The organism is Xanthobacter sp. YC-JY1, from assembly GCF_021730305.1.
Lineage (GTDB): Bacteria > Pseudomonadota > Alphaproteobacteria > Rhizobiales > Xanthobacteraceae > Xanthobacter > Xanthobacter flavus.
In genome coordinates, this window is record NZ_CP032674.1 from 3,312,030 (window position 1) to 3,336,976 (window position 24,947).

Sequence of the window (24,947 nt, forward strand, 5' to 3'; positions counted from 1 at the left end):
AAACGGGCGCCGAAGCGATTCGGTCCCGCTGCGTTCCCCTGCTGTCCCGGACAAATCCTGCAACCGTCCCGTTTCGGGACGCTTTTCAGGCGTCCGGATCGAGGGGCTGGGTGCCCGCCGGGCGCCCGGCGGCGTCGCGGGTGATGGTCTCCACCCGCGCCTCGGCGGCCTTCAGCAAGGCCTCGCACCTCTGCTTCAAGGCTTCGCCGCGCTCATAGATGGCGATGGATTCCTCCAGCGGCACGTTGCCCCGCTCGAGATTGGCGACAATGGCTTCCAGCTCGGCAAGCGCCTGCTCGAACGAGAGATTTTCGACGCCGGCAACCGCCGTGCCGCCCTTTGCTCCGCTCGCGCCTGCCATGGCCGCCTCCTGATTCGACAGGCGCCCACCATAGACGACAGCCGCCGCCACCCGAAGCGCGGCTCAAAAATGCAGATAGCGCGAGACCACCGGCAGTTCGGCGACCAGCGCCAACAGAACCCCGGCGGCGGTGAGGTAGATGCCGATGGCGAAGACCTTCACCAGCCGGTTGTAGCACACCCGGCGGAGCGATTGCGTCTCTAGCATTCCCACGAGGGCACGGAGCTGGAAGGCGATGCCCAGCGCCAGCAGGATGAAGGCGACGAGGGCCGAGCCGCCCCAGCGGCCGGGCATGAACGTCCAGTTGGAAAGAAAGGCGAGGGAGAAGCCGCCGACAACGCCGATGGCGGTGACGGAGCCGTTGCGGAAGGTGGGATCGAGAAGGTGGCCCGGCGCGCCCGGAAGACTTCCCTCGCGCCCCGCATCCTCGTCTCCTGCCGGCCCTTCCGCCATGCGATCCCGATCCTATGCTGCGCCGCCGCGTCGCCGGCGGCCGCAGCTTAGCGGGAAAGCCGCGCCAAATGCCACGCCGCCTTGCCATGCTGACTTGCCATGCTGACTTGCCATGCTGACTTGCCCCCCCCGCATGGCCGCGCCGGGGTGGTCGCGGGGCGCCGGCTTTGCTAGAAGCCCGCAAGACCTCACGGAAACCTTGCACCCATGTCGCCCGCGGCGCCTGCGCCCCTCACCTCCCGCACGTCCCCGAGCCTCGAGGAGGCGCTGGTCGCCACCTTCGCGGCCGCCGGCTTCGCGCGCCTCGATCCGCCCATCCTCCAGCCGGCCGACGTATTCCTCGATCTTTCGGGCGAATCCATCCGCCGCCGCATGTATCTGACGGCCGACGCCGAAGGCCACGAGTTGTGCCTGCGGCCGGACCTGACCATCCCGGTCGCCCGCGCGGTGCTGGCCGAGGGCATGGCGATGCCGGCGCGGGTGAGCTATCTCGGCCCCGTCTTCCGCTTCCGCGGCGAAGGCCCCGGCGAGTTCCGGCAGGCCGGCGTCGAATCCTTCGGCCGCACCGACATCGAGGCGGCGGACGCGGAAATCCTGTCCCTCGGCCTCAACGCCTGCGCGCTTTACGGCCTGCCGCAGCCGGACATCCGGCTCGGCGATGTCGGCCTGTTCACGGCGCTGCTCGACGCCCTGCCGCTGGCGCCTGCCATGCGCCGCCGGCTGCTGAAGGATTTCGGCCAGGGACGGGTGAACCTCGATCTTGCCCAGCTCAGCGACAAGAGCCGCGAGGGCGCCCCCGCCCATGCCGGCGTGCTGGCGGCGCTCGATGGCGCGGACCCGGCTGCGGCGCGCGCGCTCATCACCGATCTTCTCTCCATCGCCGGCATTTCGACGGTGGGCGGGCGCAGCGTGTCCGAGATCGCCGAACGGTTCCTGGAGCAGTCCTCCCTCGATGCAGGTGGCGGGCTTTCCAAGGAAACCTCGGACATCCTCTCGCGCTACCTCGCCATCTCCGGCACGCCGGACGACGCCTCAGCCCGGATGCGGGCGCTGGCGGCGGATGCGGGCATCGACCTCAACGCGGCCCTCGATTTGTTCGACCGGCGCACCGGCTTCTTCACCGCCTATGCGGTGAACCTGTCGTCCGTGCGCTTCTCGACCGCCTTCGGGCGCCCGCTCGATTATTACAGCGGCATGGTGTTCGAGCTGCACGACCCGGCCCGTCCCGGCGCCGGCCCGCTGGTGGCCGGCGGCCGCTATGACCGGCTGCTGTCGCGGCTCGGCGCGGAGGGGGCCATCCCCGGCGTCGGGCTTGCCGCCTGGGTGGAGCGCCTCGCCGGCCTCTCAGGTGCCGCGGAGGACGCCCGATGACCACGCCGCTCATCCTCGCCGTGCCGTCCAAGGGGCGGCTTCAGGAAAATGTCCACGCCTTCTTCTCCCGCGCCGGCATGCCGCTGACGCAGGCCCGCGGTGCCCGCGACTATCGCGGCGCGCTCGGTGGGGTGGAGGGGGTGGAGGTCGCCTATCTCTCCGCCTCGGAAATCGCCGCGGCGCTGGCCTCCGGCACGGCCCATTTGGGCGTGACCGGCGAGGATCTGGTGCGCGAGAACATCCATGAGGCGGACAGCCGCGTGGCGCTGCTGGAGAAGCTCGGCTTCGGCCATGCCAACGTGGTGGTTGCGGTGCCGCAGGCCTGGATCGACGTGCGCACCATGGACGATCTCGACGACGTGGCCAGCCACTTCCACGGCCGCACCGGCCGGCGCATCCGCGTCGCCACCAAATATGTGAACCTGACGCGCGGCTATTTCGCCCGCCACGGCATCATCGACTATCGCATCGTCGAGAGCGCGGGAGCCACCGAGGGCACGCCCGCCGCCGGCACGGCGGAGCTGATCGTCGACATCACCACCACGGGGGCGACGCTCGCGGCCAATGCGCTGAAGGTGGTGGACGACGGCATCATCCTGAAGTCCGAGGCGAACCTCGTCGCCTCGCTCACCGCCAACTGGAGCGGCGGCGCCCTGGCGGCGGCTCGGGCCATGTTCGACCGGCTGGGGGCTGAAAAGCGGGCGCGGACCATGCGCGAGGTGCGCACGCGCTTCGCCGATTGCGATGCCTCGCTGGTGGATGAGGCGGTGGCGGCCTATCGCTGCGTCGCGCCCTTCGGCGGCCCGACGTCTTCCGGCATGCTGACCCTGCACTGCCCGCCGGACACGCTGCACGCCCTCGCCACCTTCCTGCGCCAGCGCGGCGCCAGCATGGTGACGGTCGGCCCCATCGAATACGTCTTCGCCGCCGACAATCCGCTCTACGAAGCGCTGGAAGCGCGCCTCGACGGCTGAACCTCTGCAATGCCCCCGGCCGGCGCAGGACGCCGGCCGGGGATTTTCGTCAGTTGGTGCCGAGGCCGCGGTCGCCCTGCGCCAGGAAGAGGCGGTCGGCTTCCGAGAGCGGGCTCCGCTCCTGACCGGCGGAAAGGGCCACGAAGGCCGGAGGAACGGCGCGCTGCGTGGCATAGCCGAGCGGCTGGGCCTGCGAGTGGGCGGCCGCAGCCGCCTGCGCCTCGGCATCCGCAGCAGCGAGGGACGCCTCGTCGCCCGCGAAGGCGGCGCCGGAAGCAAGCAGGGCAGCGAGCGCGACAGCGCTAAAAGTCAGATTACGCATGTTAATCTCCTTAAATACCAACCCCACCACGCCCTTTGGATGGCTAGGAGCTAGGGTGCGTCGCAAAATTCGATAAGGAGGCCTTACAGAAACAATCGTTGGAGATTTCTGGACAATCGGTGAGACTCCTTTTCCGTCAACGGCTCGCGCCCTTTTCCAAGGCCGGGGTGACGGTACGTAGCGGTCTGTTCAAGGGGGCGTGATCGGCATGTCTTTCGAGCCTTCCGCAGCGTCCATGCGGCGTCGTTTGTTGCACGGATCCCTGGCCGGGCTGGCCATCGGGACCGTTGGCGGCCTAATCGGCCTCGGTGGCGCGGAGATTCGACTGCCGGTGCTGATCGCGCTCGGATTCGAGGCGCTGCCGGCCATCATTATCAACCGAGTGCTTAGCCTCGTGGTGGTGGCCTTCGCCCTGCCGTCGCGCGCGGCGACCATCCCCTTTGCCGAGGTCGCCGAGCACTGGCGGGTGATCGCGACCCTGCTGACCGGAAGTCTCGCCGGCGCCTGGACAGGGGCGACCTACGCCACGCGGTTCGCCTCGCGCACCCTGTTCCGCACCATCGCGGCCATGCTCGTCTTCACCGCCATCATGCTGGTGCTGGGTGACGATCCCGATCTCAAGCACATGGCCATCGACGGCACCGTGCGGCTGGTGGTCGGGGTGCTGGCCGGCTTCATCATCGGCCTTGCGGTGGCGCTCATGGGGGTTTCCGGCGGGGAATTGCTGGTGCCGACGCTGGTTCTGCTCTTCGCCCTGCCGGTGAAGCTCGCGGGCAGCGTCGCGCTCGCCGTGAGTCTGCCCACCCTCATCGTCGGATTCGCCCGCTGCGGCCGCGACAACACGGTTGCCGTCGTGCGGGAGAACCTGACGTTCCTCGGGGTGATGACCGCCGCCTCCATGCTGGGTGCCTTCCTAGGCGGCCAGTTGCTCGGCATCGTGCCGGCCTCCATGCTGCTGCCGCTGCTCGGCGCCATCCTTGTGATGTCGGCCTGGAAGATCTGGCGGCACGGCTCGGCGTCAGGCCAATAGCTCAGCACCGGACAATGCAAGTTATATCTATTTATACACATCAACCGCACTAAAACTATATTCAGTCAGATATAATAAATATCCCGGACTAAATATGTAATATCGAACGACAAGATCATATTCTGCAATATTCGTGGACGGCGCAGCCATTCCGTGCGCACCGTGGCGCTCCATTCCGCAATGGTCGCCCGTTCCATGAAGGCTGCATCGCTCAATTCCTTTGCCTTTTCCACCGGCGGCATCATCGGCACGCTGGGTGGTTTGATCGGTCTGGGAGGCGCGGAATTCCGGTTGCCGGTGCTCATCGGCCTGTTCCACTTCCGGGCCCTGGACGCGATCATCGTCAACAAGGCGGTCAGCCTCATCGTGGTGGCCGTCGCCCTGCCCTTCCGCGCCAGCGTCGTTCCGTTCGCACAGATTTCGGACCATTGGGGCGTGATCGCCAATCTGCTGGCCGGAAGCCTCCTCGGGGCGTGGTTCGGGGCAGGCGTGGCGCTGCGGCTCGCATCGCCCGCGCTCTATCGGGTCATCGCGCTGCTCTTGGCGCTGATCGCGGTCGTGCTGCTGTTCGGCCACGGCGGCGGCACGGGCCAGCCTTTGTTCGAGGGTGTCCTGCAGAGATGGCGGGCGTGGCGGCCGGCTTCGCCATCGGCATCTTCGCCTCGGTGCTGGGTGTGGCCGGCGGCGAATTGCTCATCCCGACCCTGATCCTGCTCTTCGGCTGCGACGTGAAGCTCGCCGGCAGCCTCTCCCTCGCCGTGAGCCTGCCCACCATGCTCGTGGGCTTTGCGCGCTACAGCCAGGACAAGAGCTTCGCCGTACTGGCGCGCAATCGCGGCTTCCTGATCGCCATGGGCCTCGGCTCGGTGGCCGGCGCCTTTGCCGGCAGCCTGCTCCTCGGCATCGTGCGGGCGGAGGTGCTGCTACCGCTCCTCGCTTTGCTGCTCGCCGGCTCGGCGGTGAAGATTTGGCTCCACGCCCGGCGCGCCGCGCCGGGCCCGCGCTTTCCTCCGCAGCAATCGCGCTCTACTCTCCCCACCGACCCGACAGGATAGCGAGACGCCGGCCCCTCCATGCCGGCGCCAGGAGCGTTGACATGCGTGATGCAGAACCCAAGGCCATCCACCTTTCCGACTACCGTCCCCCGGCCTGGCTGGTGGACAAGGTGGACCTTGATTTCTCCCTGCACCCCTCGCAGACCCGCGTCACCTCGAAGCTCTCCCTGCGCCGCAACCCGGCCGGTGCCCTCGGCGCGCCCGTGGTGCTCGACGGTGACGGACTGACGCTGGTGCGCCTCGCCATCGACGGCAAGCCGCTGGCCGGCCCGAGCTTCGAGGCGACGCCCGACCGCCTGACCCTCGCCCATCCCCCGGCCGACGCCTTCGTGCTGGAGATCGAGACGCTGGTGGACCCCACCGCCAACACCCAGCTGATGGGGCTCTACCGCACCTCCAGCAACTACTGCACCCAGTGCGAGCCCGAGGGCTTCCGCCGCATCACCTATTATCCCGACCGGCCGGACGTGCTCTCCGTCTTCACCACCCGCGTCGAGGCGGATGAGGCTGAGGCCCCTGTGCTGCTCGGCAACGGCAATCTGGTGGAGAGCGGGAAGGTGGACGGCACCAGCCGCCATTATGCCGTGTGGCACGATCCCTGGCCAAAGCCCTCCTACCTGTTCGCCCTCGTGGGCGGGCGCCTCGCCAAGATTGCGGACAGCTTCCTCACCCGCTCCGGGCGTGAGGTGGAGCTGGGCATCTATGTGGAGCACGGCAAGGAGGCCCGCGCCGGCTATGCCATGGACGCGCTGAAGCGTTCCATGCGCTGGGACGAGGAGGCATTCGGCCGCGAGTACGACCTCGACGTGTTCAACATCGTCGCCGTGTCGGACTTCAACATGGGCGCCATGGAGAACAAGGGCCTCAACGTCTTCAACGACAAGTATGTCCTCGCCACCCCCGAGACCGCGACGGACGCGGACTATTCCGGCATCGAGGGCGTCATCGCCCACGAATACTTCCACAACTGGACCGGCAACCGCATCACCTGCCGCGACTGGTTCCAGCTGTGCCTGAAGGAGGGCCTCACCGTCTTCCGCGACCAGGAATTCTCCTCCGACGAGCGCTCCCGCCCGGTGAAGCGCATCGCCGACGTGCGGGCGCTGAAGGCCGCGCAGTTCACCGAGGACCAGGGTCCGCTCGCGCATCCCGTGCGGCCGGAAACCTATCGCGAGATCAACAACTTCTACACGGCGACCGTCTACGAGAAGGGCGCCGAAGTGGTCCGCATGCTCAAGACCCTGCTGGGCGAGGCCGGGTTCCGGGCGGGCATGGACCTCTATTTCGAGCGCCATGACGGCGAAGCCGCGACCATCGAGGATTTCGTCGCCTCGTTCGCCGATGCCACCGGCCGCGACCTTTCGCAGTTCGCGCTGTGGTATGCGCAGTCGGGCACGCCCGTGCTCACCGTGAGCGGCGCATGGGATGCCGAGGCGGGCACCTATCGCCTCGACGTGGCGCAGGAGGTGCCGCCCACCCCGGGCCAGCCCACCAAGAAGCCCATGCTCATCCCCCTCGCCCTCGGTCTCGTCGGGCCGGACGGCCGCGACCAGCCGCTGGCGCTCGGCAATGTGCCGGTTGAGAACGGCGTGGTGGAGGTGAGCGAGGCGCGCCAGAGCTTCCTCTTCACCGGCCTCGATGCGCGACCCGTGCCCTCGCTCAACCGCGGCTTCTCGGCCCCGGTGAACCTCGTGAGCGACCTCACCGAGGCCGACCGCGTCTTCCTCGCCGCCCATGACGCGGACCCGTTCAACCGCTTCGACGCCATCCAGCGCATCGCGCTGGAAATGCTGAAGACCGGCGCGCGCACCGGCAGCCTGCCGGCGATGGAGGCCCTCGTCACCGCCGCCCGCGCCATCCTCGCAGACACCACGCTCGATGCCGCCTTCAAGGCGCAGGCACTGGCCCTGCCCGGCGAGGGCGAGGTGGCCCGCGAGCTCGCGAAGGACGTGGACCCGGACGCGGTGTTCGCCGCCCGCAAGGCGCTGCGCCTCGCGGTGGGCACGGCGCTGGAAGGCGCATTCGCCACCACCTATTCGGCCATGGCCGCGACCGGCCCCTTCTCGCCGGACGCCTCCTCCGCCGGGCGGCGCGCGCTGCGCAACCTCTCGCTGGATTTCCTCGCAGTCACCGGCTCGGCGGAGGGCATCGCCCGCGCCAAGGCGCAGTTCGAGGCGGCGGACAACATGACCGACCGCATCACCGCCCTCGCCGTCCTGACCCAGCATGAGGTGCCGGAGCGCGAGGCCGCGCTTCAGGCCTTCTACGACCGCTTCGAGCGGGACGCGCTGGTCATCGACAAGTGGTTCACCCTGCAGGCGCAAATCGCGGCTCCAGGCACCCTCGACCGCATCAAGGATCTGATGCTGCATCCCGCCTTCTCGCTGGGCAATCCCAACCGGGTGCGCTCGTTGGTGGGCGCCTTCGCCGCCACCAACCCCACCCAGTTCAACCGCGCGGATGGCGCCGGGCACGAGTTCGTCACCGACGTGGTGCTGACGCTGGACGGCAAGAACCCCCAGGTAGCAGCCCGCCTCCTCGCCTCGTTCAAGACCTTCCGCCAGCTGGAGCCGGTGCGCCGCGCCAGCGCGGAGCGGGCCCTGCGCAAGGTGGCGGAGACGCCCGGCCTGTCGCCGGACGTGGCGGATATCGCCACCCGCGCGCTGGGGTGAGCATTCTCCGGCGCCCTCCGGCTCGAGCAGAGGGCGCATCGTTCCGGTCGCACGAGCCTTCACGCGCAAGACAAGCCTCGTCGTGATCCGGTCACCCCGGACCACGACGACGTCCTGGACATGCAGAGCCTCTTGTAGACGCGGCTCTTCCTACTCTGCCGCCGTCTCGAGCACGCGCTCGAAGATGGCGCGGACTTTCTGTTCGGTCTCGAAGAGATCAGCCTCCAGCGTGGCGAAGTCCGGCATCTCGCCGGCACGGGCGAGGAGCGCGCGCAGCGCCGGGCTCGCGTCCTGCGGCACCACGTGGGCGTCCACCGACAGGCGCAGCACCTGCGTCAGGTTCTGGTAGAGCCGGCAGGCGCGCAGCAGCACGTGCGCATCTTCCGGCCCAAGCAAGGCCAGCCGCTCTGCCGTGGCGAGCACGCGGGCGGTGGCCGTGTCCACGATCTCGGGATGATCGTGGGCATGGGCCAGCACGAGGTATTGGGCGAGGAACTCCACATCCACCTGCCCGCCAGCCGCGTGCTTCAGGTTCCAGCGGTCGTCCTCGCCCTTCTCGGCGGCGATGGCCTGGCGCATGTCGAGGATGTCGCCCGCCAGCCGGCGCCGGTCGCGTGCCTGGCCCATGATGCGGCCGATGACATCGCGCACGATGCCGCCGAATTCCGGCGTAGCGGCGATCACCCGGGCGCGGGTGAGCGCCATGTGCTCCCACGTCCAGGCCTCCGCCTGCTGATAGGTGGCAAAGGAGGAGAGCCGCGTCGCCAGCGGACCCGAGCGGCCGGAGGGGCGCAGCCGCAGGTCCACGTCATAGAGCTTGCCGGCATTGGTCAGCGAGGTCAGCGCGGTGACGAGGCGCTGGGTGAAGCGGGCGAAATATTGCGCGCCGGTCAGCGGGCGCGGGCCGTCCGAGGTGCCATCTGCCTCGGGATCGAAATCATAGAGCACGATGAGGTCGAGGTCGGACCCCGCCGTCATCTCGCGGCCGCCGAGCTTGCCCATGGCGAGCACCGCGGTCTCGGCACCCGGAATGCGGCCATGGGTTTCGCAGAAGCGCACCCAGACGCGCCGGTGCAGGGCGCGGATGATGACCTCGGCGAGCTTCGCATAGGCCTCGCCCGCCCGCGCCGCCGGCAGCGTGCCGGAGGCGATGCGCACGCCGATGAGCACATGCTGCTCCTGGCGGAAGCGGCGGGCGCGGTCGAACTGCTCCTCGTCGGTCTCGGCCGTGTCGAGCAGCAGTTCGAGATGCTCGGAGAGGCTTGCCTCGTCGGGCAGCACGTCGAAGAAGGCGGGATCGAGCAGCGCGTCCGTGAGAGAAGGCCGGCGTGCCAAAGTTTCGCTCAGGCGCGGGGCGGCGGTGAGGATAGTGGCAAGCAGCCGCACGAGGTCCGGATGCCGGTCCAGCGCGGTGAGCAGATGCGGCCCCGGAAGCTCGGTGAAGAAGCGGTCCGCGGCGATGAGCGCGCCATCGGGATCGCCGCCACGGGACAGGGCCTCCAGCATCAGCGGCACGATGCGGGCGAGATGGGCGCGGGCCGCCTCGGTCTTTAGCGCCCGCGGCCCGCCCACGAGCCAGCGCCGCACGATGCCGCTCGCCGCCGCCGGATCCTTGAAGCCGAGGCGCGAAAGGGCGGCGAGGGTCGGCCGGTCGTTCTCGTCCGGCGGGAAGAGCAGATCGGCGTCGAGTACGGCCGGCGGCGGCGCATCCTCGAACAGGTGGGCATAGTGGCTCTGAACCGTCGTCAGCCGCGCCACCAATGCGGCGGCGAAGGCGTCGCGATCCGGATAGCCCATGAAGCGGGCAAAGCCCTCCATGGCCTCGCGGCTCTCGGGCAGCGAATGGGTCTGCGCATCCGCCACCATCTGGATGCGGTGCTCGACCCGGCGCAGGAAGAGATAGGCCTCGGCGAGGTCGTCGCGGACCTTGGGCTCGATCCAGCGATGGGCGGTGAGCGCATCGAGCGCGTCGAGGGTGCGGCTGGTGCGCAGCAGCGGGTCGCGCCCGCCGGCGATGAGTTGCTGGGTCTGGACGAAGAACTCGATCTCGCGGATGCCGCCGCGGCCGAGCTTCACATTGTGTCCCTCCACCGCCACCACGTCGTGGCCACGGAAGGCGTGGATCTCGCGCTTCATGGCATGGACGTCGGCGATGGCCTGGAAGTCCAGCACGCGGCGCCAGACGAAGGGCGAGAGATCGGCGAGGAACTGCCGTCCCACCTCCGCATCGCCCGCCACGGGGCGCGCCTTGATGTAGGCCGCGCGCTCCCAGGTGGCGCCCTCGCGCTCGTAATAGTCGAGGGCGGAGACGGTGGAGAGGGCGACCTGGGTCGAGCCGGGATCGGGGCGCAGGCGCAGGTCCACGCGCAGCACGTAGCCGTCGGCGGAGCGCTCCTGCAGCAGGCGCACCAGCCCCTGCGTGATCTTCACGAAGAAGGGCGAGGCGGAGACGCTGTCGGAGAGTTGCGCCTTCTCGCGGTCGTAGACCACCACGAGGTCGATATCGCTGGAATAGTTGAGCTCCCGCGCGCCGTGCTTGCCCATGGCGATAGCCGCGAGGCCCGAGCCGGCCTGAGGATCGGCGGGATCGGGCACGGTGAGCCGCCCGGCCTTCACCGCCTCGCCGAGGAGGAAGGACAGCGCCTTGCGCACCGCCGCGTCGGCCACATCCGTCAGCGCGGCGGTGACCTCCACGAGGCCGAACACCCCGCCCATGTCGGCGACGGCAATGAGCAAGGCGGCCTCGCTGCGCATCCGCCGCAGCGCGCGCATTACGTCGGCTTCGGAGCCGTCCACGGCCGCGCATTCGGCGATGAGCGCATCGAGATGGGCGTGCGGCGGGCGGGCGAGCACGCGCAGAAGCCGCTCCGGCTCGGAACGGATCACCTCGATGAGGAAGGGAGAGCTTTCGGCGATCCCGAGGCAGACCTGCTCGGCACAGGGCGCAGCCGTGAACAGCGCATCAAGGGCGGCGCACGCCTCCGGCGCCAGCCGTTCAATGGCGTGGGAAAGCTTAATCTTTGCCGCCTTCGGATCCGCCACGACGGGCGCTTCCCGCATCAGCAGGGCGAGGGGCGGCCGGTCCGCCGAATCCGGTTCCGTGGGCCAACGCATGGTCAGGTCTAAAGGCACCAGCGACTTGCCGCGCGCAAGCCTTCTTTGATGCGATTGACGCAACCGGAGGCGCGGCGCGCATCATGGTTAAGGGAGAACAGGCGGGTCATTGGAGACGTTAACGCCGGTGCCGACCGCTTGGTTCACGCTTGTCGATCATTTCGTCGGCAAACGGAACGTCGCGACCAGACCCGGGCCGTTGTCGGAAAAGCCGAGGGTGCCGCCGTGCAGCCGCGCAATGGCGCCGACCAGCGAAAGACCGAGCCCGGAGCCGGGCCGGGTGCGGCTCGCCTCCAGCCGCACGAATCGCTCCACCACCCGCTCGCGGTCGGCGGGCGGAATACCCGGGCCGGTGTCGGCCACCGTCAGCACCGCGTCCGTGCCCTCGCGCTTCAGGGTCACGGTGATGCGCCCCCTGCCCCCATCGGCCGGTCGGCCATACTTGATGGCATTGTCGATGAGGTTGGAGAGGGCCTGGGCCAGAAGCTCCTTCACCCCATGCACAGTCGTCGGCGTGGCGCTGACGGTGAGGTCGAGCCCCTGCTCGTCCGCCAGCGGTTCGTAGAGCTCGGACACCGCCTCGGCGATCTCGGCGAGGTCCACGTCGCCCATGGTCGCCCGCCCCTGCCCCGCCTCGGCGCGGGCGATCATCAGGAGCGCGTCGAAGGTGCGGATGAGACCGGCGCTCTCCTCGATGGTGGTCTCCAGCGCGGCGCGCCAGTCGTCCTCTGTGCGGCCGGTGCGCAGCGCCTCCTCGGCGCGGTTGCGCAGGCGGGTGAGCGGGGTCTTCAGATCGTGGGCAATGTTGTCGGAGACTTCCTTCAGCCCCACCATCAGCCCCTCGATGCGGTCGAGCATGGCGTTGAGGGAGTGGGCGAGGCGATCGAACTCGTCCTCCGTGCCGGCCAGCGCCAGCCGGCCGGAGAGATTGCCGGCCATGATGGTTTCGGCCGTGGCCGTCATGGAATCGATGCGCTTCAGCACCCGTCGCGTCACGAACACGCCGCCGGCAAGGCCCAGCACCACGATGAGCACCACCGCCCATTGGGCGGGCCGCGCCACGAGATCGCGCAGGGTGTCGCGCTCCTCGATGTCGCGGCCGACGAGCAATCTGTAGCCGCCGGGCAGGAACATGGTCTGCACGAAGGCCACATGGCTCTTGGCCACGGGATCGTCCGGCCGGTTGTAGGTGGTGAAGCGGGTGCCCTCCTTGTCGAGCAGGCCGATGGGCAGGTCCGTCACGTTGGCGGCCAGCACCTCGCCCTGGAAATTGGAGAGCACATAGATGGACGAGCCCGGCCGCCGCGTGCGCCGGTCGATGACATAGACCAGCCGCTGGATGCCGCCGATGCGATACTGGTCAGAGAGCCCGACGACCTCGCGATCGAGGTCGTCCGCAACCTGCCCCTGGATCAGGGCGCGGGTATGCCACGCGGTGTAGACGATGACCGACACCGCAAACAGCGCGAAGACCACGAGATAGGCGGCGAGCAGCTTGAACGCCGTGGTGCGCACGAGGCGCGCCGCATGGGCGATGGGGCTGGCGATCGCGCCGTGCGCCCTCCCCCCGTTGCCGAGCGGACCCGCACCCGCCGGGGCGCCCTCCCCCTTCACGCCAGCCCCGCCCGCACCATGTAGCCGGCGCCGCGGACGGTGTGGATGAGCGGCACGTCGAAGCCCTTGTCGATCTTCGAGCGCAGGCGCGAAACGTGGACGTCGATGACATTGGTCTGGGGGTCGAAATGATAGTCCCAGACGTTTTCGAGCAGCATGGTGCGCGTCACCACCTGGCCGGCGTGGCGCATGAGATATTCCAGCAGCCGGAACTCGCGCGGCTGGAGCTGGATCTCCTTGCCGGAGCGGGTGACGCGGTGGGCGAGGCGGTCGAGTTCGAGGTCGGCCACCTTGTACACCGTCTCGGCGCCCTGGCTGACGCCGCGCCGCGACAGGGCCTCGACCCGCGCCAGAAGCTCGGTGAAGGCGTAGGGCTTCGGCAGATAGTCATCGCCGCCGGCGCGCAGGCCCTGCACCCGGTCGTCCACCTGCCCGAGCGCGGAGAGGATGAGCACGGGCGTCGTGTGCCCGCGCCCGCGCAATTCGGTGACGAGGGAGAGGCCGTCGCGGGCGGGGAGCATGCGGTCCACCACCATCACGTCGTACTTGCCGTCGAGCGCGAGGGCGAGCCCCTCCTCGCCGTCTGCGGCATGGTCCACCACGTGACCGGCCTCGCGAAAGGCCTTGCGCAGATATTCGGCGGCGTCGCGGTCGTCCTCGACCAGGAGAAGGCGCATGGCGGAGAGAGGACCCGGATCGAGATTCGTTGTCATCACTCTAGCTCACCTTTCAGGCAGGTCCATGCGAGGGGTCCATGCGAGGGGCACGCACCAAAAAAGTGGCGCGGGAAGCCCTCTGGAGCTTCCCGCGCCTGCGGAGCCGAAGCGGCATCAGGGGCGATGGCGATATCCACCTCGGTCCGGAGGCCCGTCGCCGGGGGATGAGCCCCGGCGTGTCATGCGGGTCGGGCCTTGTCTCAGGCCGGCTGAGCGGGCTCAGCCGATCTTGGCTCAGCCTTTGGCCTTGCCTTCCAGCGAGATGGCGACGAAGCGCACGCCCTCGCCGCTCTTCACCTGGATGAGCACCGCCTTGCGGTTCTCGGCCTTGGCGGCGGCGAGGCCGTCGCGCACATCCTTGGGGGTGGCGACGGTCTTGTCGCCGACCTTCAGGATCACGTCGCCGGTCTTCAGGCCGCGCTGGGCTGCCGGGCCGTTGGGCTCGACGCCGGTGACCACCACGCCTTCGCCGCCGGCACCCTGCACGCTCTTGGAGGGAGCGAGCTGCAGGCCGAGGCGCGGCATGTCCTTGTTGCCGGCGCTGTCGTCCTCACCCTGCGGGGTGTTGGTGCGCGAGGCCACCTGCTCGTTGGGCAGCTGGTCGAGCACGACCTTGATGTCCATCGGCTTGGTGTCGCGGATCACCGAGAGCTGGACCTCGGCACCCGGCTTCATCATGCCCACCTTGCGGGACAGCTCGCGGGCCTCCTTGATCGGCTCACCGTTCACCTTGACCACCACGTCACCGGCCTTGAGGCCGGCCTTGGCGCCAGCGGTGTTGGGCTGCACCTGGGCGACCAGGGCACCTTCTGCGCTCTTGATGCCGAGGCCGGAGGCGAGGTCCTCGGTCACCGGCTGGATCTGCACGCCGATATAGCCGCGGGCCACCGAGCCCTTGTCACGCAGCTGGGTCACCACGGTCTTCACCGTCTCGGAGGGGATGGCGAAGGCGATGCCCACGTTGCCGCCCGAGGGGGAGACGATGGCGGTGTTCATACCGATCACCTCGCCGTTCAGCGAGAAGGTCGGGCCACCGGAATTGCCCCGGTTGATGGGGGCGTCGATCTGGATGAAGTCGTCATAGGGGCCGGAGCCGATGTCGCGGCCGCGGGCCGAGACGATGCCGGCGGTCACGGTGCCGCCGAGGCCGAACGGGTTGCCGACCGCGATCACCCAGTCGCCGACGCGCGGCGCACCATCGGCGAGCTTCACCCACGGCATGTTGGTGACGTTGTCGATCTTGAGCAGGGCGACGTCGGTGCGCGGATCGGTGCCGATCACCTTGGCGACGTATTCCTTGCCGTCGGTGGTGGTCACGTCCACCTCGTCGGCGCCGTCCACCACGTGGTTGTTGGTCACCACATAGCCGTCAGCCGAGATGATGAAGCCGGAGCCCTGGCCCACCACCGGGCGCTCGCCCTTGGGGCCCATGCCGCCGCGCGGGCCCATGCCGGGACCACCCGGGCCGCCGGGACCCATGCCGGGGCCGCCCTGGCCGAAGCCGAAGCGCTTCAGGAATTCCTCGATCTGGGGCGGCACATTGCCGCCGAGGCCCTCGCCGCCCATGGCCATCTGCTGGTCGCCGATGTCCTTCTTCACCTTCACCGAGACGACGGCGGGCGAGACCTTCTCGACGATGTCGGCGAAGGAGAAGGTATTGGCCGGCTGGCTGGTGGTGATCTGCGCGAGAGCGGGGGTATTGGCAGGCGGGATGAACTGACCGGCCACGACGCCGGCGAGGGCCAGACCGAAAACGCTCGCGAGCATGGCACGGCGGTTGCGCTTCGTCAAAGAAGGGGTGGAGGGGGAGCGGGTCATGCGTCGCGTCTCTCTGTTGCCTGCCATGCCGGGCAGGTTCGAGACGCAACCTAAGGGTTGGATCGTTACGGCAATCTGGCGGCCGGATTAAGCTTCCGTAATGTCGCTCGCGATGCCGTGACCTCCGCTCCGGCGCGCGATCAGCCGACCCCGCGCGACATCAGATGGAGGCCGAGCACCATGATTCCCACCGCCGCGACCCAGCTTCCCGCCGCCCGAAGCGCGATGGGCCGCCATCCGCCGACACCGGCGAGGAAGGCGACGGCGCAGCCGAGCGCGAGGGTGACGAAGGCATAGCCAATCACCGTCACGCCGGACAGGAACAGGAAGCGGTCCGTGGTGGCCACCATGGCGGCGCCGTTCTGGTATCCGTCCAGCAGACCGAGGCCCACCGCCAACACCAGCAGGGCGGCGAGCGGCAGCCTCAGCTGCGCCGCGACGGCAAGACCCGTGAGCGCCACCAGCGCGACGCCCGCGACCGGGGCGAACGGCGGCGGCGGCAGCACCAGCGACAGCGCACCGCCTGCGGCCAACGCCAGCGGGAAGGCCAGCACCACCCAGCGCGCCACGCGCGGCCCCTGGAAGGCGGCAAGCACCGCCAGCGCGAGCCAGGGCAGCACCTGCTCGAAATCCGTCAGCGGATGCAGCGCGCCGGCATAGAAATCACCGAGCCGCGTATCCACGAGGTGGGCGTGGGCGAGGCCGGGCGTGAGCGCGAAGAAAAGAGCAAGCGCACCGGCCTTACCGGCGCGCCGGACAAGGCGTGTCATTCGATGATTCCGATGGCACCGAGCAGGAAGTAGACACCGAGGCAGCCGATGGCGGCGCCACAGGCGCGCACCGCCTTGGCCCCCGCCTCCCAGCGCACCGCGACGCCGATGAGGATGCCGAGCAAATGGAGCATGCCGGTGGCCACCACGAAGCCCACCGCGAATGCCACGGCATCGGCCGCATCCGGCAGTTCCTTGCCGTGGGCATAGCCGTGGAAGATGGCGAAGACGCCGACGATGGTCGCCGCCACCCACAAAGGCGGGCGCACGTTGAAGGCGACCATGGCGCCGAGCGCGATGCCGGACAAAGCGATGAACAGCTCGACGAAGGGCAGGTCGATGCCCATGACGCCAATGAGGCCGCCCACTGCCATCACCAGCGGGAAGGTGATGGGCAGCACCCAGATGGCCGGATTGCCGAGCTGGGCGCCCCACAGGCCCACCGCGACCATGGCGATGACGTGGTCCGCGCCGGTCAGCGGATGGAGAAAGCCGCTCTGAAGGCCGATCTGCACGCCCGTGCCGGTATGGGCGAGGGCCGGGGATAGGGGAATCATCGCGAGAAGGCCGGCGAGGACGAGCGCCGGGTTCGGGCTTTGGGACTTCATGACGAATGTCCTTCCAAGGTATGCGCCCCAGGCAGGGTCAGATGCGGGTGAGGAACCAGAACGACGCGACGGAGCCGATGACATAGGCCGGGATGGCCGCGCCCCAGCGGGGCAGCAGCGCCTGCGCCTGCCGGTGCGCCCACATGAGGGCGAGCACCGCCATGACGAACATCAGCTGGCCGATCTCGACGCCCACGTTGAAGAACAGGAGCGCGATGGGCAGCGTCGCCTGCGGGATGCCGAGCGCCGTCAGCGCCGTGGCGAAGCCGAGGCCGTGCAGGAGGCCGAAGGCGAAGGCGACGATCCACGGATAGCGCGCGGTGAGCCCCGGCTCGCCCCGCTGCAGCTTCACGATCTCCACGCCCACGAAGACGATGGAGAGGGCGATGGCAGCATTGAGCGGCCGCTCGGGCACGCCGACCCAGCCGAAGGTGGCGGCGGCGAGCGAGATGGAATGGCCCACGGTGAAGGCGGTGATGGTCTTCACCAGCCGCCAGCCCCCCTTCACGATCCAGATCAGGCCCAGCACGAACAGCAGGTGGTCGATGCCGCGCAGGATGTGGTCGATGCCGAGGTTGACATAGGTGTCCGCGAGATCGGCCCAAATCGCGAGATTGGTGCCCGGCTCGCTGGCCACCATCATGGAGGGCTTGGCGGCGCTCACCGTGTAGGCGACGGGCGACCCGTCGCGCGGGACCACGCGGATGGTCGCCACCGACTGCTTGCTGCCTAGGCCCATGAAGCTTAGGCGGCCGGTCAGGCCCCGCTCGCCGCAGACCAGCTCGGGCGGGTTCCACTGGCAGTGGGCGGGGAAGATGGGCTGGAGCGTCACGTCCACCGGCGGCATGGTCCACTGGCCGATGAAGCGGCCCGGCGCGATCTCGCGCAAGGTGATGACCGCCATGGTCGCCTCATGCGCCCGCGCCACCGCCGAGGGCAGCAGCACGGCGGACGCCACGGCGAGCATCGCCAGAAGCCCGGCCAGCGGACGGCGCAGCGCCGCTGCGCAGTGGTGCAGGAGGACTGTCGCGCAGCGGGCGATCATGGCTCACCGCGCCGGATGACGTAGGCATTGCCGAGATCCCTGGTCGCGGCGATGCCGAGGATGCGCCGGCGCTCGTCCTTCCAGGCGAGGGCCACCTGGGCGGACACGTCGTCGAGGTCGGTCGGATGGCCGGGCGCATAAGCATCGAGCCGCACCACGTTCCAGCCGTCCCTGGAGGGCAGCACGCGCCACTCGCCCTGCGGCAGCGCCACCAGCGCCTCCACGAACGGCGCGCCGAACGACGGTTCCAGCGACTTGCGGGGCCGCTCGCCGAAGATCAGCGCGCGGTTCTGGGTCTCCTCGGATTCCTCGCCGGCGAGAATCTGCTCCAGCGTCTCGTGCGCGTCCGCCTCGGCGTTCGGGCCGGTGAAGGGCACGGAGATGAAGCTGATGGTCTCGGGCACGTCATACTGCGCCCGGCGCTTCTCGTACCAGGCTTCAAGCTCGGTGCGAGTCGGCTCCTTGACCTCGACGCCGTTGAAGATGAGCAGGCGCATCTTGTGGACGATGCGGTCGCGGATCATCTCGTCGCCCTTGTCGAGGCCCTGCGCCAGCGCCTCGCGGAAGGTGATCTCGTTCAGGATCCAGACGTCGACCAGCTTGCGGTATTCGTCCGCCCCCGGCTCGCGGCCCTCGTGGGTGGACTTGAAGGCATCGACGATGCTCTGGCGCACCTCGGGGGTGACCTCGATGAGCTTTTCCTTCGGGACCGACGGCGTCACCGCCGCATGGGCCGCGAAAATCATGGCGCCGAGCACCATGAACTGAAGCAGCGGCTCGCCGACCAGCCGCCTGATGAGGCTCTTTTTGCCGGTGCCGGCCGGCGCATCCGCGCTCGTATTCAAACCCGATGACGTCAAGACTCGTCCCCCACCCACAGGGCTGCGGAAATGCGCATCCCTGCCACGTCGTGCGTCCACTACTGCTGGCGGCGCATCCCCTAGCGGCCGACCGGTGTCGGCTTGATGACAGCGCTGCGGCAGACGCAGGGTCCCAGAGGTCTCGCAAGGTTTCCCGGCTCACTTTCCGCGGCGTCACAGAACCTTCAGCACGCGGTCACAGAACGCCGCTAGGAGGCCCTTACGGGCGGACTGGCGTCCGTGGGAAATTAGGGGTTGGAGCATGAAGGGCGGGGTGCTGACACAGCAGCTCATCGCGGGGGCGTCGGTCCTCGCTGTTGCCGGCGGAGCGGCTTTTGCGCCGACGCAGGCGTTCGCCGACAGCTACATGGCCGGCGACTTCCACAATCACACGCCGTGCTCGGACGGCCGCTCGTCGGTCGAGACCATGGTGAAGAAGGCGGTCCAGAGTTACGGCCTGGAATGGCTGGGCGCGGCCGACCACGGCGGCTCCAGCCCGCGCGACTGCCGCGTGGACGATCCGGAAGGTGACGGCTCCACCACCGGCAAGGGTCGCTTCTTCGATCAGGTCGATGGCCTGGTCATCAAGGGCAACACCGCCACGTCGCAGGGCCACCGTTCCATGTGGCGCTGGCAGAGCGCGGAAGAGATCATCTTCCCCGAGCTCGTGCGCCTCGCCAAGGAGACCGGCGTGCCGATGCTGTATGCCGGCATCGAGACCAACGTGCCCGGCCACGAGCACACCTCCATGACGGTCATCGGCAATCAGAAGCCGCAGAACGCCATCGAGAAGAAGGGCCTGTTCGGCAACAAGAACAAGGACAAGGACACCGGCAACGCGAGCGCCGTGGCCGAGTTCGAGTACCGCTTCGACCGCTCCGACACCGACACCGGCCTCGGCGCGCCCAACCACAACTGGACCGGCAAAGTGGCGAACGCCTCCGGTACCGGCTCGGGCACGGCGAACCACCAGAACAAGGCGGTGCCGTCCGTCCAGTGGCTGCAGAAGTATTATCCGCTCGACAGCTACTACGTCCCCGCGCATCTCGAGCGCGCCGGCGTGTTCAACCCGAACGGCAATAACGGCTTCAACATCGAGCACCTGCGCGACTTCAACAACGCGGGTCCGACCGTCGCCGTGGGCTTTGAGAGCCAGCCGGGCCATCAGGCCTCCAACAACCGCGGCGAATACCGCGCCGGCTTCTGCGGCACGGGCTGCGATTCCGTAGGCGTGACCACCTTCGGCGGCACGGGCATCTATGCCGCCAAGATCGGCGGCGTGTGGGACGCACTCCTGGGCGAAGGCCGCAACTGGTTCTTCTTCGCCAGCTCCGACTGGCACAACCGCGGCGCCTTCTCGATCTACGAGCAGGGCACCACCAACGACTTCTACCCGGGTGAGTTCCAGAAGCTCTACATCCCCCGCCCGAAGAAGTCCGTCACCCTGCGCCCGCAGGTGGTGGTGGACGGCGTGCGCTCCGGCAATTCCTACTCGGTCCAGGGCGATCTCATCTCCGGTGAACTCACCTACACTGCCAAGGCCGGCCTCGGCGCCAAGGCGGGCATGGGTGATACCCTGGTGGTGAAGCGCGGCAAGTCGGTGACGCTGACCCTCGAGGTTAACGTGACGGGCGGCCCGAACTACTCGCCCTACAGCTTCAACAACCCGTCGCTGGCGCAGATCGGCATCCAGGAGCCGCTCAACAAGCCGACGCTCCGCCAGGTGCAGTTCATCAAGGGTGACGTGACCGGCGTCGTGGCGCCCGGCAGCGCCAACTACACCGCCGGCACCAATGCCTCGGCGGCGATCATCGCCACCTTCGGCCCGACCACCTGGAAGGCGCGCGGCACCAAGCGCACCATGACCGTCACCATCCCGAACGTGCAGAACAACATGTACGTCCGCGTGCGTGGCTCCAACTTGCCGGCCTCCGTGCCGGCCGAGACGGACGCCCAGGGCAACCCGCTCAACGACTGGGATCCGGAAAACGCCGCGCAGGGCCCGTTCGTGCCCTGTAACGACGCCGCCTGCCCGTCCCACCTCGTGGTGCGCGACGGCCAGAAGATCTCCAGCTACGACGTGGCCGCGTGGTCGGACCTGTGGTTCTACACGAACCCCATCTTCATCCGCGTCTCCGACCAGCCGGAACTCCTCGTCGAGACCAACGAGAAGCTCGCGGTCTCCCTCGCCAAGTGATTGGGAACTGACGAAAGACAAGCGCCGGCCACGGCCGGCGCGAGACCTTCGGATGCCGGGGGCCTTCGGGTCTCCGGCTTCTTTCGCTTTCAGGGAACGGTTTCTGTCATGTCCCAGGTTCAGGCTTCGGAACCCGAATCCGCCGCGCCGCAACGCCTGACGCTCGGCCAAAACGCCCGCACGGGCATCGCCATCGCGCTGGTCGCGACCCTCTCAGGCTTTGCCGGCCTCGGTTATGAGATCGTCTGGACCCGGATGCTGGCGGTCAGCCTCGGCCACGAACTGGTGGCGGTGCTGGGGGTCATCTCGGCTTTGTTCGGCGGCCTCGCGCTGGGCAGCCTGCTGCTCGGCCGCGCCATCGCCGGGAGCGGCCGGCCGGCCGTCTGGTATGCGGGGTTGGAGCTGATGATCGGCGCGTGGGCGCTGGTTCTCATCGGCGCAACGCCGCTCTTCGGCGACTTTGTGCCCGCGCTGGTGCCGGTGGATGCCTCGGCGCTGCGGCAATGGTCCGTTGCCTTCGCTCTGCCCTTCGTGCTGCTGCTGCCGGCGACCCTCGCCATGGGCGCCACCCTGCCGGCGCTGGAGGCCGTGCTGGCGCCGCGTCTCGCCTCAGGCGCGGCGGTGGGGCACGTCTATGCGGCCAACACGTTCGGCGCGGTGGCGGGAACGCTGGCCACCGCCTTCCTCATCATTCCCGCGCTCGGCCTCTCCGCCACGCTGGTGCTGTGCGCCGTGCTGAATGCGGTGTGCGCCGCGGCCATGCTGGCCGTGGCCCGCGAGTCGGCCTCAGCGCCAGCGGCACGCCCGATTCGCGCGCCCGAGACCGGCTCCGCCTCGCTCCCGGTGCTGGCACCCCTGTTCCTCACCGGCCTCCTCGGCATCGGCTACGAGGTGCTGACGGTGCGGGTGCTGAGCCAGATTTTGGAAAACACCATCTACACCTTCGCCGTGCTCCTGGCCTGCTACCTCGCGGGCACCGCGCTGGGCGCCGCCCTCTATGCCCGGTGGCGATCCATTCGCGGGCCGGGCGCGGACGGCACAGTAGTCTTCCTCGTCACCCTCACCGCCCTTGCCTGCCTCGGCGGCGCGGCGCTGCTCGGGGCCTCGGGGCAGATTCTCTCGGCCCTCAAGGCTGCGCTGCCGGTGACGGTGGCCGGACGTCTTTCCGCCGAGCTTGCCATGGCCGCCGTGGCCTTCCTGCCGCCGACGATCGCCATGGGCGCCCTGTTCACGGCGCTTGCCCAGCGCGCATCCGACCGGCTCGGCGGCGTCGGGCCGGGGCTGGCGGCCAATACGCTGGGGGCGGCGCTCGCGCCCATGCTGTTCGGACCGGTGTTGCTGCCGCTGATGGGCGCGAAATATGCCTTCGCGCTCCTCGCCGCCGCCTATGTGCTGGCGCTGCCGCTCCGGAACCGCGCCGCGCTGGCCGGTGGCGGACTGACGCTGGCGGCGACGCTGGCGCTGGTGCTCGCGCCCGTTTCCCTGCGATTCGTGCAGGTGCCGGAAGGCGGCGCGCTGGAATGGCACCGCGACGGCGTGATGGCGGCGGTGAGCGTGGTGCGCAATGCCGCCGGAGACCGTCATCTTCAGGTGAACAACCATTTCCGCATGGGCGGCAGCGCCTCCATGCGCTCGGACCACCGGCAGGCGCACATCCCCCTGCTGCTGCATCCCAACCCGCGCAGCGCGCTGTTCCTCGGCCTCGGCACCGGCGCCACCCTCTCCGCCGCCGGCGACCATCCCGGCCTCAGGATAGAGGGCGTGGAGCTGGTGCCCGAGGTGGTGGAGAGCTTCCCCTATTTCGAGCGCACGCCGCCGCGCCTCGCCGGCAACCCGGACATCCGCATCCATGTGGCCGACGCCCGCCGCTTCGTGCGCGCCGGCACCGCGCCCTATGACGTGATCGTCGCCGACCTCTACCACCCCTCCGTGGATGGCTCCGGCGCCCTCTATGCCCGCGAGCATTTCGCCGCCATCCGCGACCGCCTCGCGCCGGACGGGCTGTTCTGCCAATGGCTGCCGCTGCACCAGCTGGACATGGAGACGCTGAAGGTGATCGTGCGCACCTTCCTCGACGTGTTCCCGGACACGACGGCGTGGCTCGCGCAGTTCAGCGTGGAGACGCCCCTCGTCGCCCTGATCGGCCGCCGCGCGCCCGCGACCTACCCGTCCGACTGGGTGGAGCGCCGGGTGCGCGACCGCGCGCTGGCGACGGGGCTGAAGGCCGTCGATCTCGACGGCAGCTTCGCCCTGTTCGGCCTCCACCTCGCCGGCCCGGCGGACCTCGCCCGCTTCGCCGGCAATGCCCCCCTGAACACCGATGACCGGCCGGTGGTGACAGCTTCCGCGCCGGGCACCGCCTATGCCGCAAGCGAGCGGCCCGCCGACCGTCTGGTGGCGCTCCTCGCGGCGCTTCATCCGGCGCCACAGACGCTGCTGGCAGGGGCCGATCCCGCCACGCAGGCGCGCCTTGCCGCCTACTGGAAAGCGCGCGACGGCTACATCGGCATTGGCACCCGGGCGCTGGCGGCGAAGGGCCCGCGCGACGTGATCGGCACGCTGGCGCCGCAACTCATCGAGCTGGTGCGTATCAGCCCGGATTTCGATGCCGCCTACGCCCCCGTGCTGGCCATGGCGCGCCAGCTCGCCGTCACTGATCCTTCGGGCGCCCGGCGGCTCCTAGAAGCATTGGATAGGGCGAACCCGAGCCGCCCCGACGCGCGGCGGCTCTTGGCTCAGCTACCGCCGGCTTAGCGGGCGGGATCTCGCCGGGTTTCGCCACGGTAAAGGCGATGGAGCCGCCATCCGCATGGTGATGGCGGCGCAGATAGCCGTTCCATTCCACCAGATACTTGCCGGGCGGCAACGGCTTGGAAATGCGGAACGCCGTCTGGCGCACTTCCTCAGCGGGGCGGGCCCAGTTGGTGGGCCATTCGGCCTTGTCGTCCAGGCTCACCACGCGCACGTCGTCGAGCCGGAACTCGTCGGTGAAGTCGATGGTGACTTCCGGCTGGGTCTCGGTGAGCACCTCGTTGGCGTTGGGCACCGACTGGTCGAAGGCGCACTGTGCCCGTGCGCCCGTCGCCGCAAGGCACGTGAGGACCAGCACCGCGATTGCTGCATGAAGGCGCATCGGCCTCTCCCTGAAAAGGCTTGAGCGCGATCCGATCGAGTTGAAACAACTTGATCGGTGAATCGCCCTCTGGTTCCAAGAATGAGAACGCGTTGTCCGATCTGATTGCGATGCAATCAGATCGGCGCGTGCTCTTGCGTTCACGAGAAGTGGATGGCGTAGCCGAAATTATCGAGCCGGTCGGGGATGGCGTTGAAAGCCACAGAAATGCGCCGCCCGCCCTTGTTCACCGGCACCTCGTGCAGCAGATAGCTCGGGAACATCACGAGGTCGCCCGCGCCCGTCTGAGGCATCGCGAACTTGCCGCCGTTGAAGGCGTTGATGCGCGCGCCCGGATTGGTATTGCCGAAGATGAAGCCGCTGCCGCCGATGGCCTTGTGGAAGACGATGTTGGCGGAGGGGTGCGCCGGGGTCAGGTAGACCACGCCGGAGATGAAGCTGTTGGCGTGGGTGTGGATGGCCTGGTGCCCGCCCGGCTCCAGCACGTTCACCCAGATTTCCTTGATCTGCCAGCTCAGCGCCTCGCCGAACAGCACCTCGCCGAACTCCGCCACCTTGGGCAGCACCAAAGCGCCCAGCCGCGACAGCAGCGTATCGGACTGGTCCCCCGCCACCGGGGTGTGGGAGAGGAGGTCCGAATAGGCGTTGGTGAGGGAGGTGCGGTCCGCCACCTCAGACGCGAGCGCATCCACGTCGGCGGGGCCGATGAGGCCCTCGACGCGCATCACGGGGGTGGGGAAAAGTCCGATGAGCTGGGTCACGACAGGCCGGCCGATATGCGCGAGACGGGAAGACGGCGCACTTTCCCCATGGGCCATGACTTCACGATGACGC

19 protein-coding genes and 1 pseudogene are annotated in these 24,947 nt (G+C 68.9%); 7 read left to right on the forward strand and 13 right to left on the reverse strand.

Going from position 1 to position 24,947, the window contains the following annotated elements; genetic code table 11:
- Positions 1 to 85: 85 nt before the first annotated feature.
- Both D7006_RS15550 and D7006_RS15555 read right to left on the reverse strand, forming a co-directional pair.
- A complete protein-coding gene (locus tag D7006_RS15550) occupies positions 86 to 361 on the reverse strand; it encodes an exodeoxyribonuclease VII small subunit (protein ID WP_029559001.1) in 276 nt (91 codons plus the stop codon).
- Positions 362 to 424: 63 nt separating this feature from the next.
- Positions 425 to 814, reverse strand: a complete 390-nt coding sequence (locus D7006_RS15555; RefSeq protein WP_237353667.1) for a hypothetical protein — start codon at positions 812 to 814, stop codon at positions 425 to 427.
- A gap of 207 nt (positions 815 to 1,021) precedes the next feature.
- Here D7006_RS15555 and D7006_RS15560 point away from each other — a divergent pair, with 207 nt between their 5' ends.
- On the forward strand, positions 1,022 to 2,185 hold the full coding sequence (locus tag D7006_RS15560) for an ATP phosphoribosyltransferase regulatory subunit (protein ID WP_237353668.1): 1,164 nt from the start codon (positions 1,022 to 1,024) through the stop codon (positions 2,183 to 2,185).
- Positions 2,182 to 3,159: an ATP phosphoribosyltransferase gene (hisG, locus tag D7006_RS15565; protein WP_169122803.1), complete on the forward strand. Its 978-nt coding sequence runs from the start codon at positions 2,182 to 2,184 to the stop codon at positions 3,157 to 3,159. Before D7006_RS15560 ends, hisG begins: the two co-directional genes overlap by 4 nt.
- A 49-nt stretch (positions 3,160 to 3,208) precedes the next feature.
- Here hisG and D7006_RS15570 read toward each other — a convergent pair whose 3' ends face one another.
- Positions 3,209 to 3,481 (reverse strand): hypothetical protein, encoded by a 273-nt coding sequence (locus D7006_RS15570; protein ID WP_237353669.1) that lies wholly within the window; start codon positions 3,479 to 3,481, stop codon positions 3,209 to 3,211.
- A gap of 250 nt (positions 3,482 to 3,731) precedes the next feature.
- Here D7006_RS15570 and D7006_RS15575 point away from each other — a divergent pair, with 250 nt between their 5' ends.
- The 3 genes and pseudogenes from D7006_RS15575 (at position 3,732) to pepN (ending at position 8,238) form a co-directional block, all read left to right on the forward strand.
- A complete protein-coding gene (locus tag D7006_RS15575) occupies positions 3,732 to 4,511 on the forward strand; it encodes a sulfite exporter TauE/SafE family protein (RefSeq protein WP_237353670.1) in 780 nt (259 codons plus the stop codon).
- A 180-nt stretch (positions 4,512 to 4,691) separates the two neighbouring features.
- Positions 4,692 to 5,488, forward strand: a pseudogene (locus D7006_RS15580) (TSUP family transporter); the annotation flags it as partial.
- Positions 5,489 to 5,607: 119 nt separating this feature from the next.
- Complete coding sequence (gene pepN, locus D7006_RS15585; RefSeq protein WP_237353671.1) at positions 5,608 to 8,238, forward strand: aminopeptidase N; 2,631 nt, start codon at positions 5,608 to 5,610, stop codon at positions 8,236 to 8,238.
- A 150-nt stretch (positions 8,239 to 8,388) separates the two neighbouring features.
- On the opposite strand, the gene D7006_RS15590 is transcribed toward pepN, so the two are convergent.
- The 8 genes from D7006_RS15590 to D7006_RS15625 form a co-directional block, all read right to left on the reverse strand.
- A complete protein-coding gene (locus D7006_RS15590) occupies positions 8,389 to 11,352 on the reverse strand; it encodes a bifunctional [glutamine synthetase] adenylyltransferase/[glutamine synthetase]-adenylyl-L-tyrosine phosphorylase (protein WP_237353672.1) in 2,964 nt (987 codons plus the stop codon).
- Positions 11,353 to 11,508: 156 nt separating this feature from the next.
- On the reverse strand, positions 11,509 to 12,888 hold the full coding sequence (locus D7006_RS15595; protein ID WP_237356924.1) for an ATP-binding protein: 1,380 nt from the start codon (positions 12,886 to 12,888) through the stop codon (positions 11,509 to 11,511).
- 74 nt (positions 12,889 to 12,962) lie between these two features.
- Positions 12,963 to 13,679 carry a response regulator transcription factor gene (locus D7006_RS15600; RefSeq protein ID WP_281408781.1) on the reverse strand — a complete coding sequence of 239 codons (717 nt, stop codon included), beginning with the start codon at positions 13,677 to 13,679 and terminating at the stop codon, positions 12,963 to 12,965.
- 237 nt (positions 13,680 to 13,916) lie between these two features.
- Positions 13,917 to 15,500: a Do family serine endopeptidase gene (locus tag D7006_RS15605; RefSeq protein WP_237353673.1), complete on the reverse strand. Its 1,584-nt coding sequence runs from the start codon at positions 15,498 to 15,500 to the stop codon at positions 13,917 to 13,919.
- A 140-nt stretch (positions 15,501 to 15,640) separates the two neighbouring features.
- Complete coding sequence (locus D7006_RS15610; RefSeq protein ID WP_237353674.1) at positions 15,641 to 16,270, reverse strand: HupE/UreJ family protein; 630 nt, start codon at positions 16,268 to 16,270, stop codon at positions 15,641 to 15,643.
- Positions 16,267 to 16,878 (reverse strand): HupE/UreJ family protein, encoded by a 612-nt coding sequence (locus D7006_RS15615; RefSeq protein WP_237353675.1) that lies wholly within the window; start codon positions 16,876 to 16,878, stop codon positions 16,267 to 16,269. Before D7006_RS15615 ends, D7006_RS15610 begins: the two co-directional genes overlap by 4 nt.
- A 37-nt stretch (positions 16,879 to 16,915) precedes the next feature.
- Positions 16,916 to 17,845, reverse strand: a complete 930-nt coding sequence (locus D7006_RS15620; protein ID WP_237356925.1) for a HupE/UreJ family protein — start codon at positions 17,843 to 17,845, stop codon at positions 16,916 to 16,918.
- Between the two features lie 74 nt (positions 17,846 to 17,919).
- The gene (locus tag D7006_RS15625) at positions 17,920 to 18,783 is read right to left on the reverse strand and encodes a peptidyl-prolyl cis-trans isomerase (RefSeq protein ID WP_237353676.1); all 864 of its coding nucleotides are present in this window, start codon (positions 18,781 to 18,783) and stop codon (positions 17,920 to 17,922) included.
- 262 nt (positions 18,784 to 19,045) lie between these two features.
- Here D7006_RS15625 and D7006_RS15630 point away from each other — a divergent pair, with 262 nt between their 5' ends.
- Together D7006_RS15630 and D7006_RS15635 are read left to right on the forward strand one after the other, a co-directional pair.
- Entirely contained in the window at positions 19,046 to 20,980 is a 1,935-nt protein-coding gene (locus tag D7006_RS15630; RefSeq protein WP_237353677.1) for a hypothetical protein, read from the forward strand.
- A 108-nt stretch (positions 20,981 to 21,088) separates the two neighbouring features.
- Positions 21,089 to 23,734, forward strand: coding sequence for a fused MFS/spermidine synthase (locus D7006_RS15635; protein WP_237353678.1), 2,646 nt, complete (start codon positions 21,089 to 21,091; stop codon positions 23,732 to 23,734).
- Here the strand turns inward: D7006_RS15635 and D7006_RS15640 are convergent.
- Positions 23,631 to 24,113 carry a copper resistance protein CopC gene (locus D7006_RS15640; protein WP_237353679.1) on the reverse strand — a complete coding sequence of 161 codons (483 nt, stop codon included), beginning with the start codon at positions 24,111 to 24,113 and terminating at the stop codon, positions 23,631 to 23,633. The two genes, D7006_RS15635 and D7006_RS15640, sit on opposite strands and share 104 nt — an antisense overlap.
- 140 nt (positions 24,114 to 24,253) lie before the next feature.
- Complete coding sequence (locus D7006_RS15645) at positions 24,254 to 24,874, reverse strand: TIGR02466 family protein (protein WP_237353680.1); 621 nt, start codon at positions 24,872 to 24,874, stop codon at positions 24,254 to 24,256.
- Positions 24,875 to 24,947: the final 73 nt, after the last annotated feature.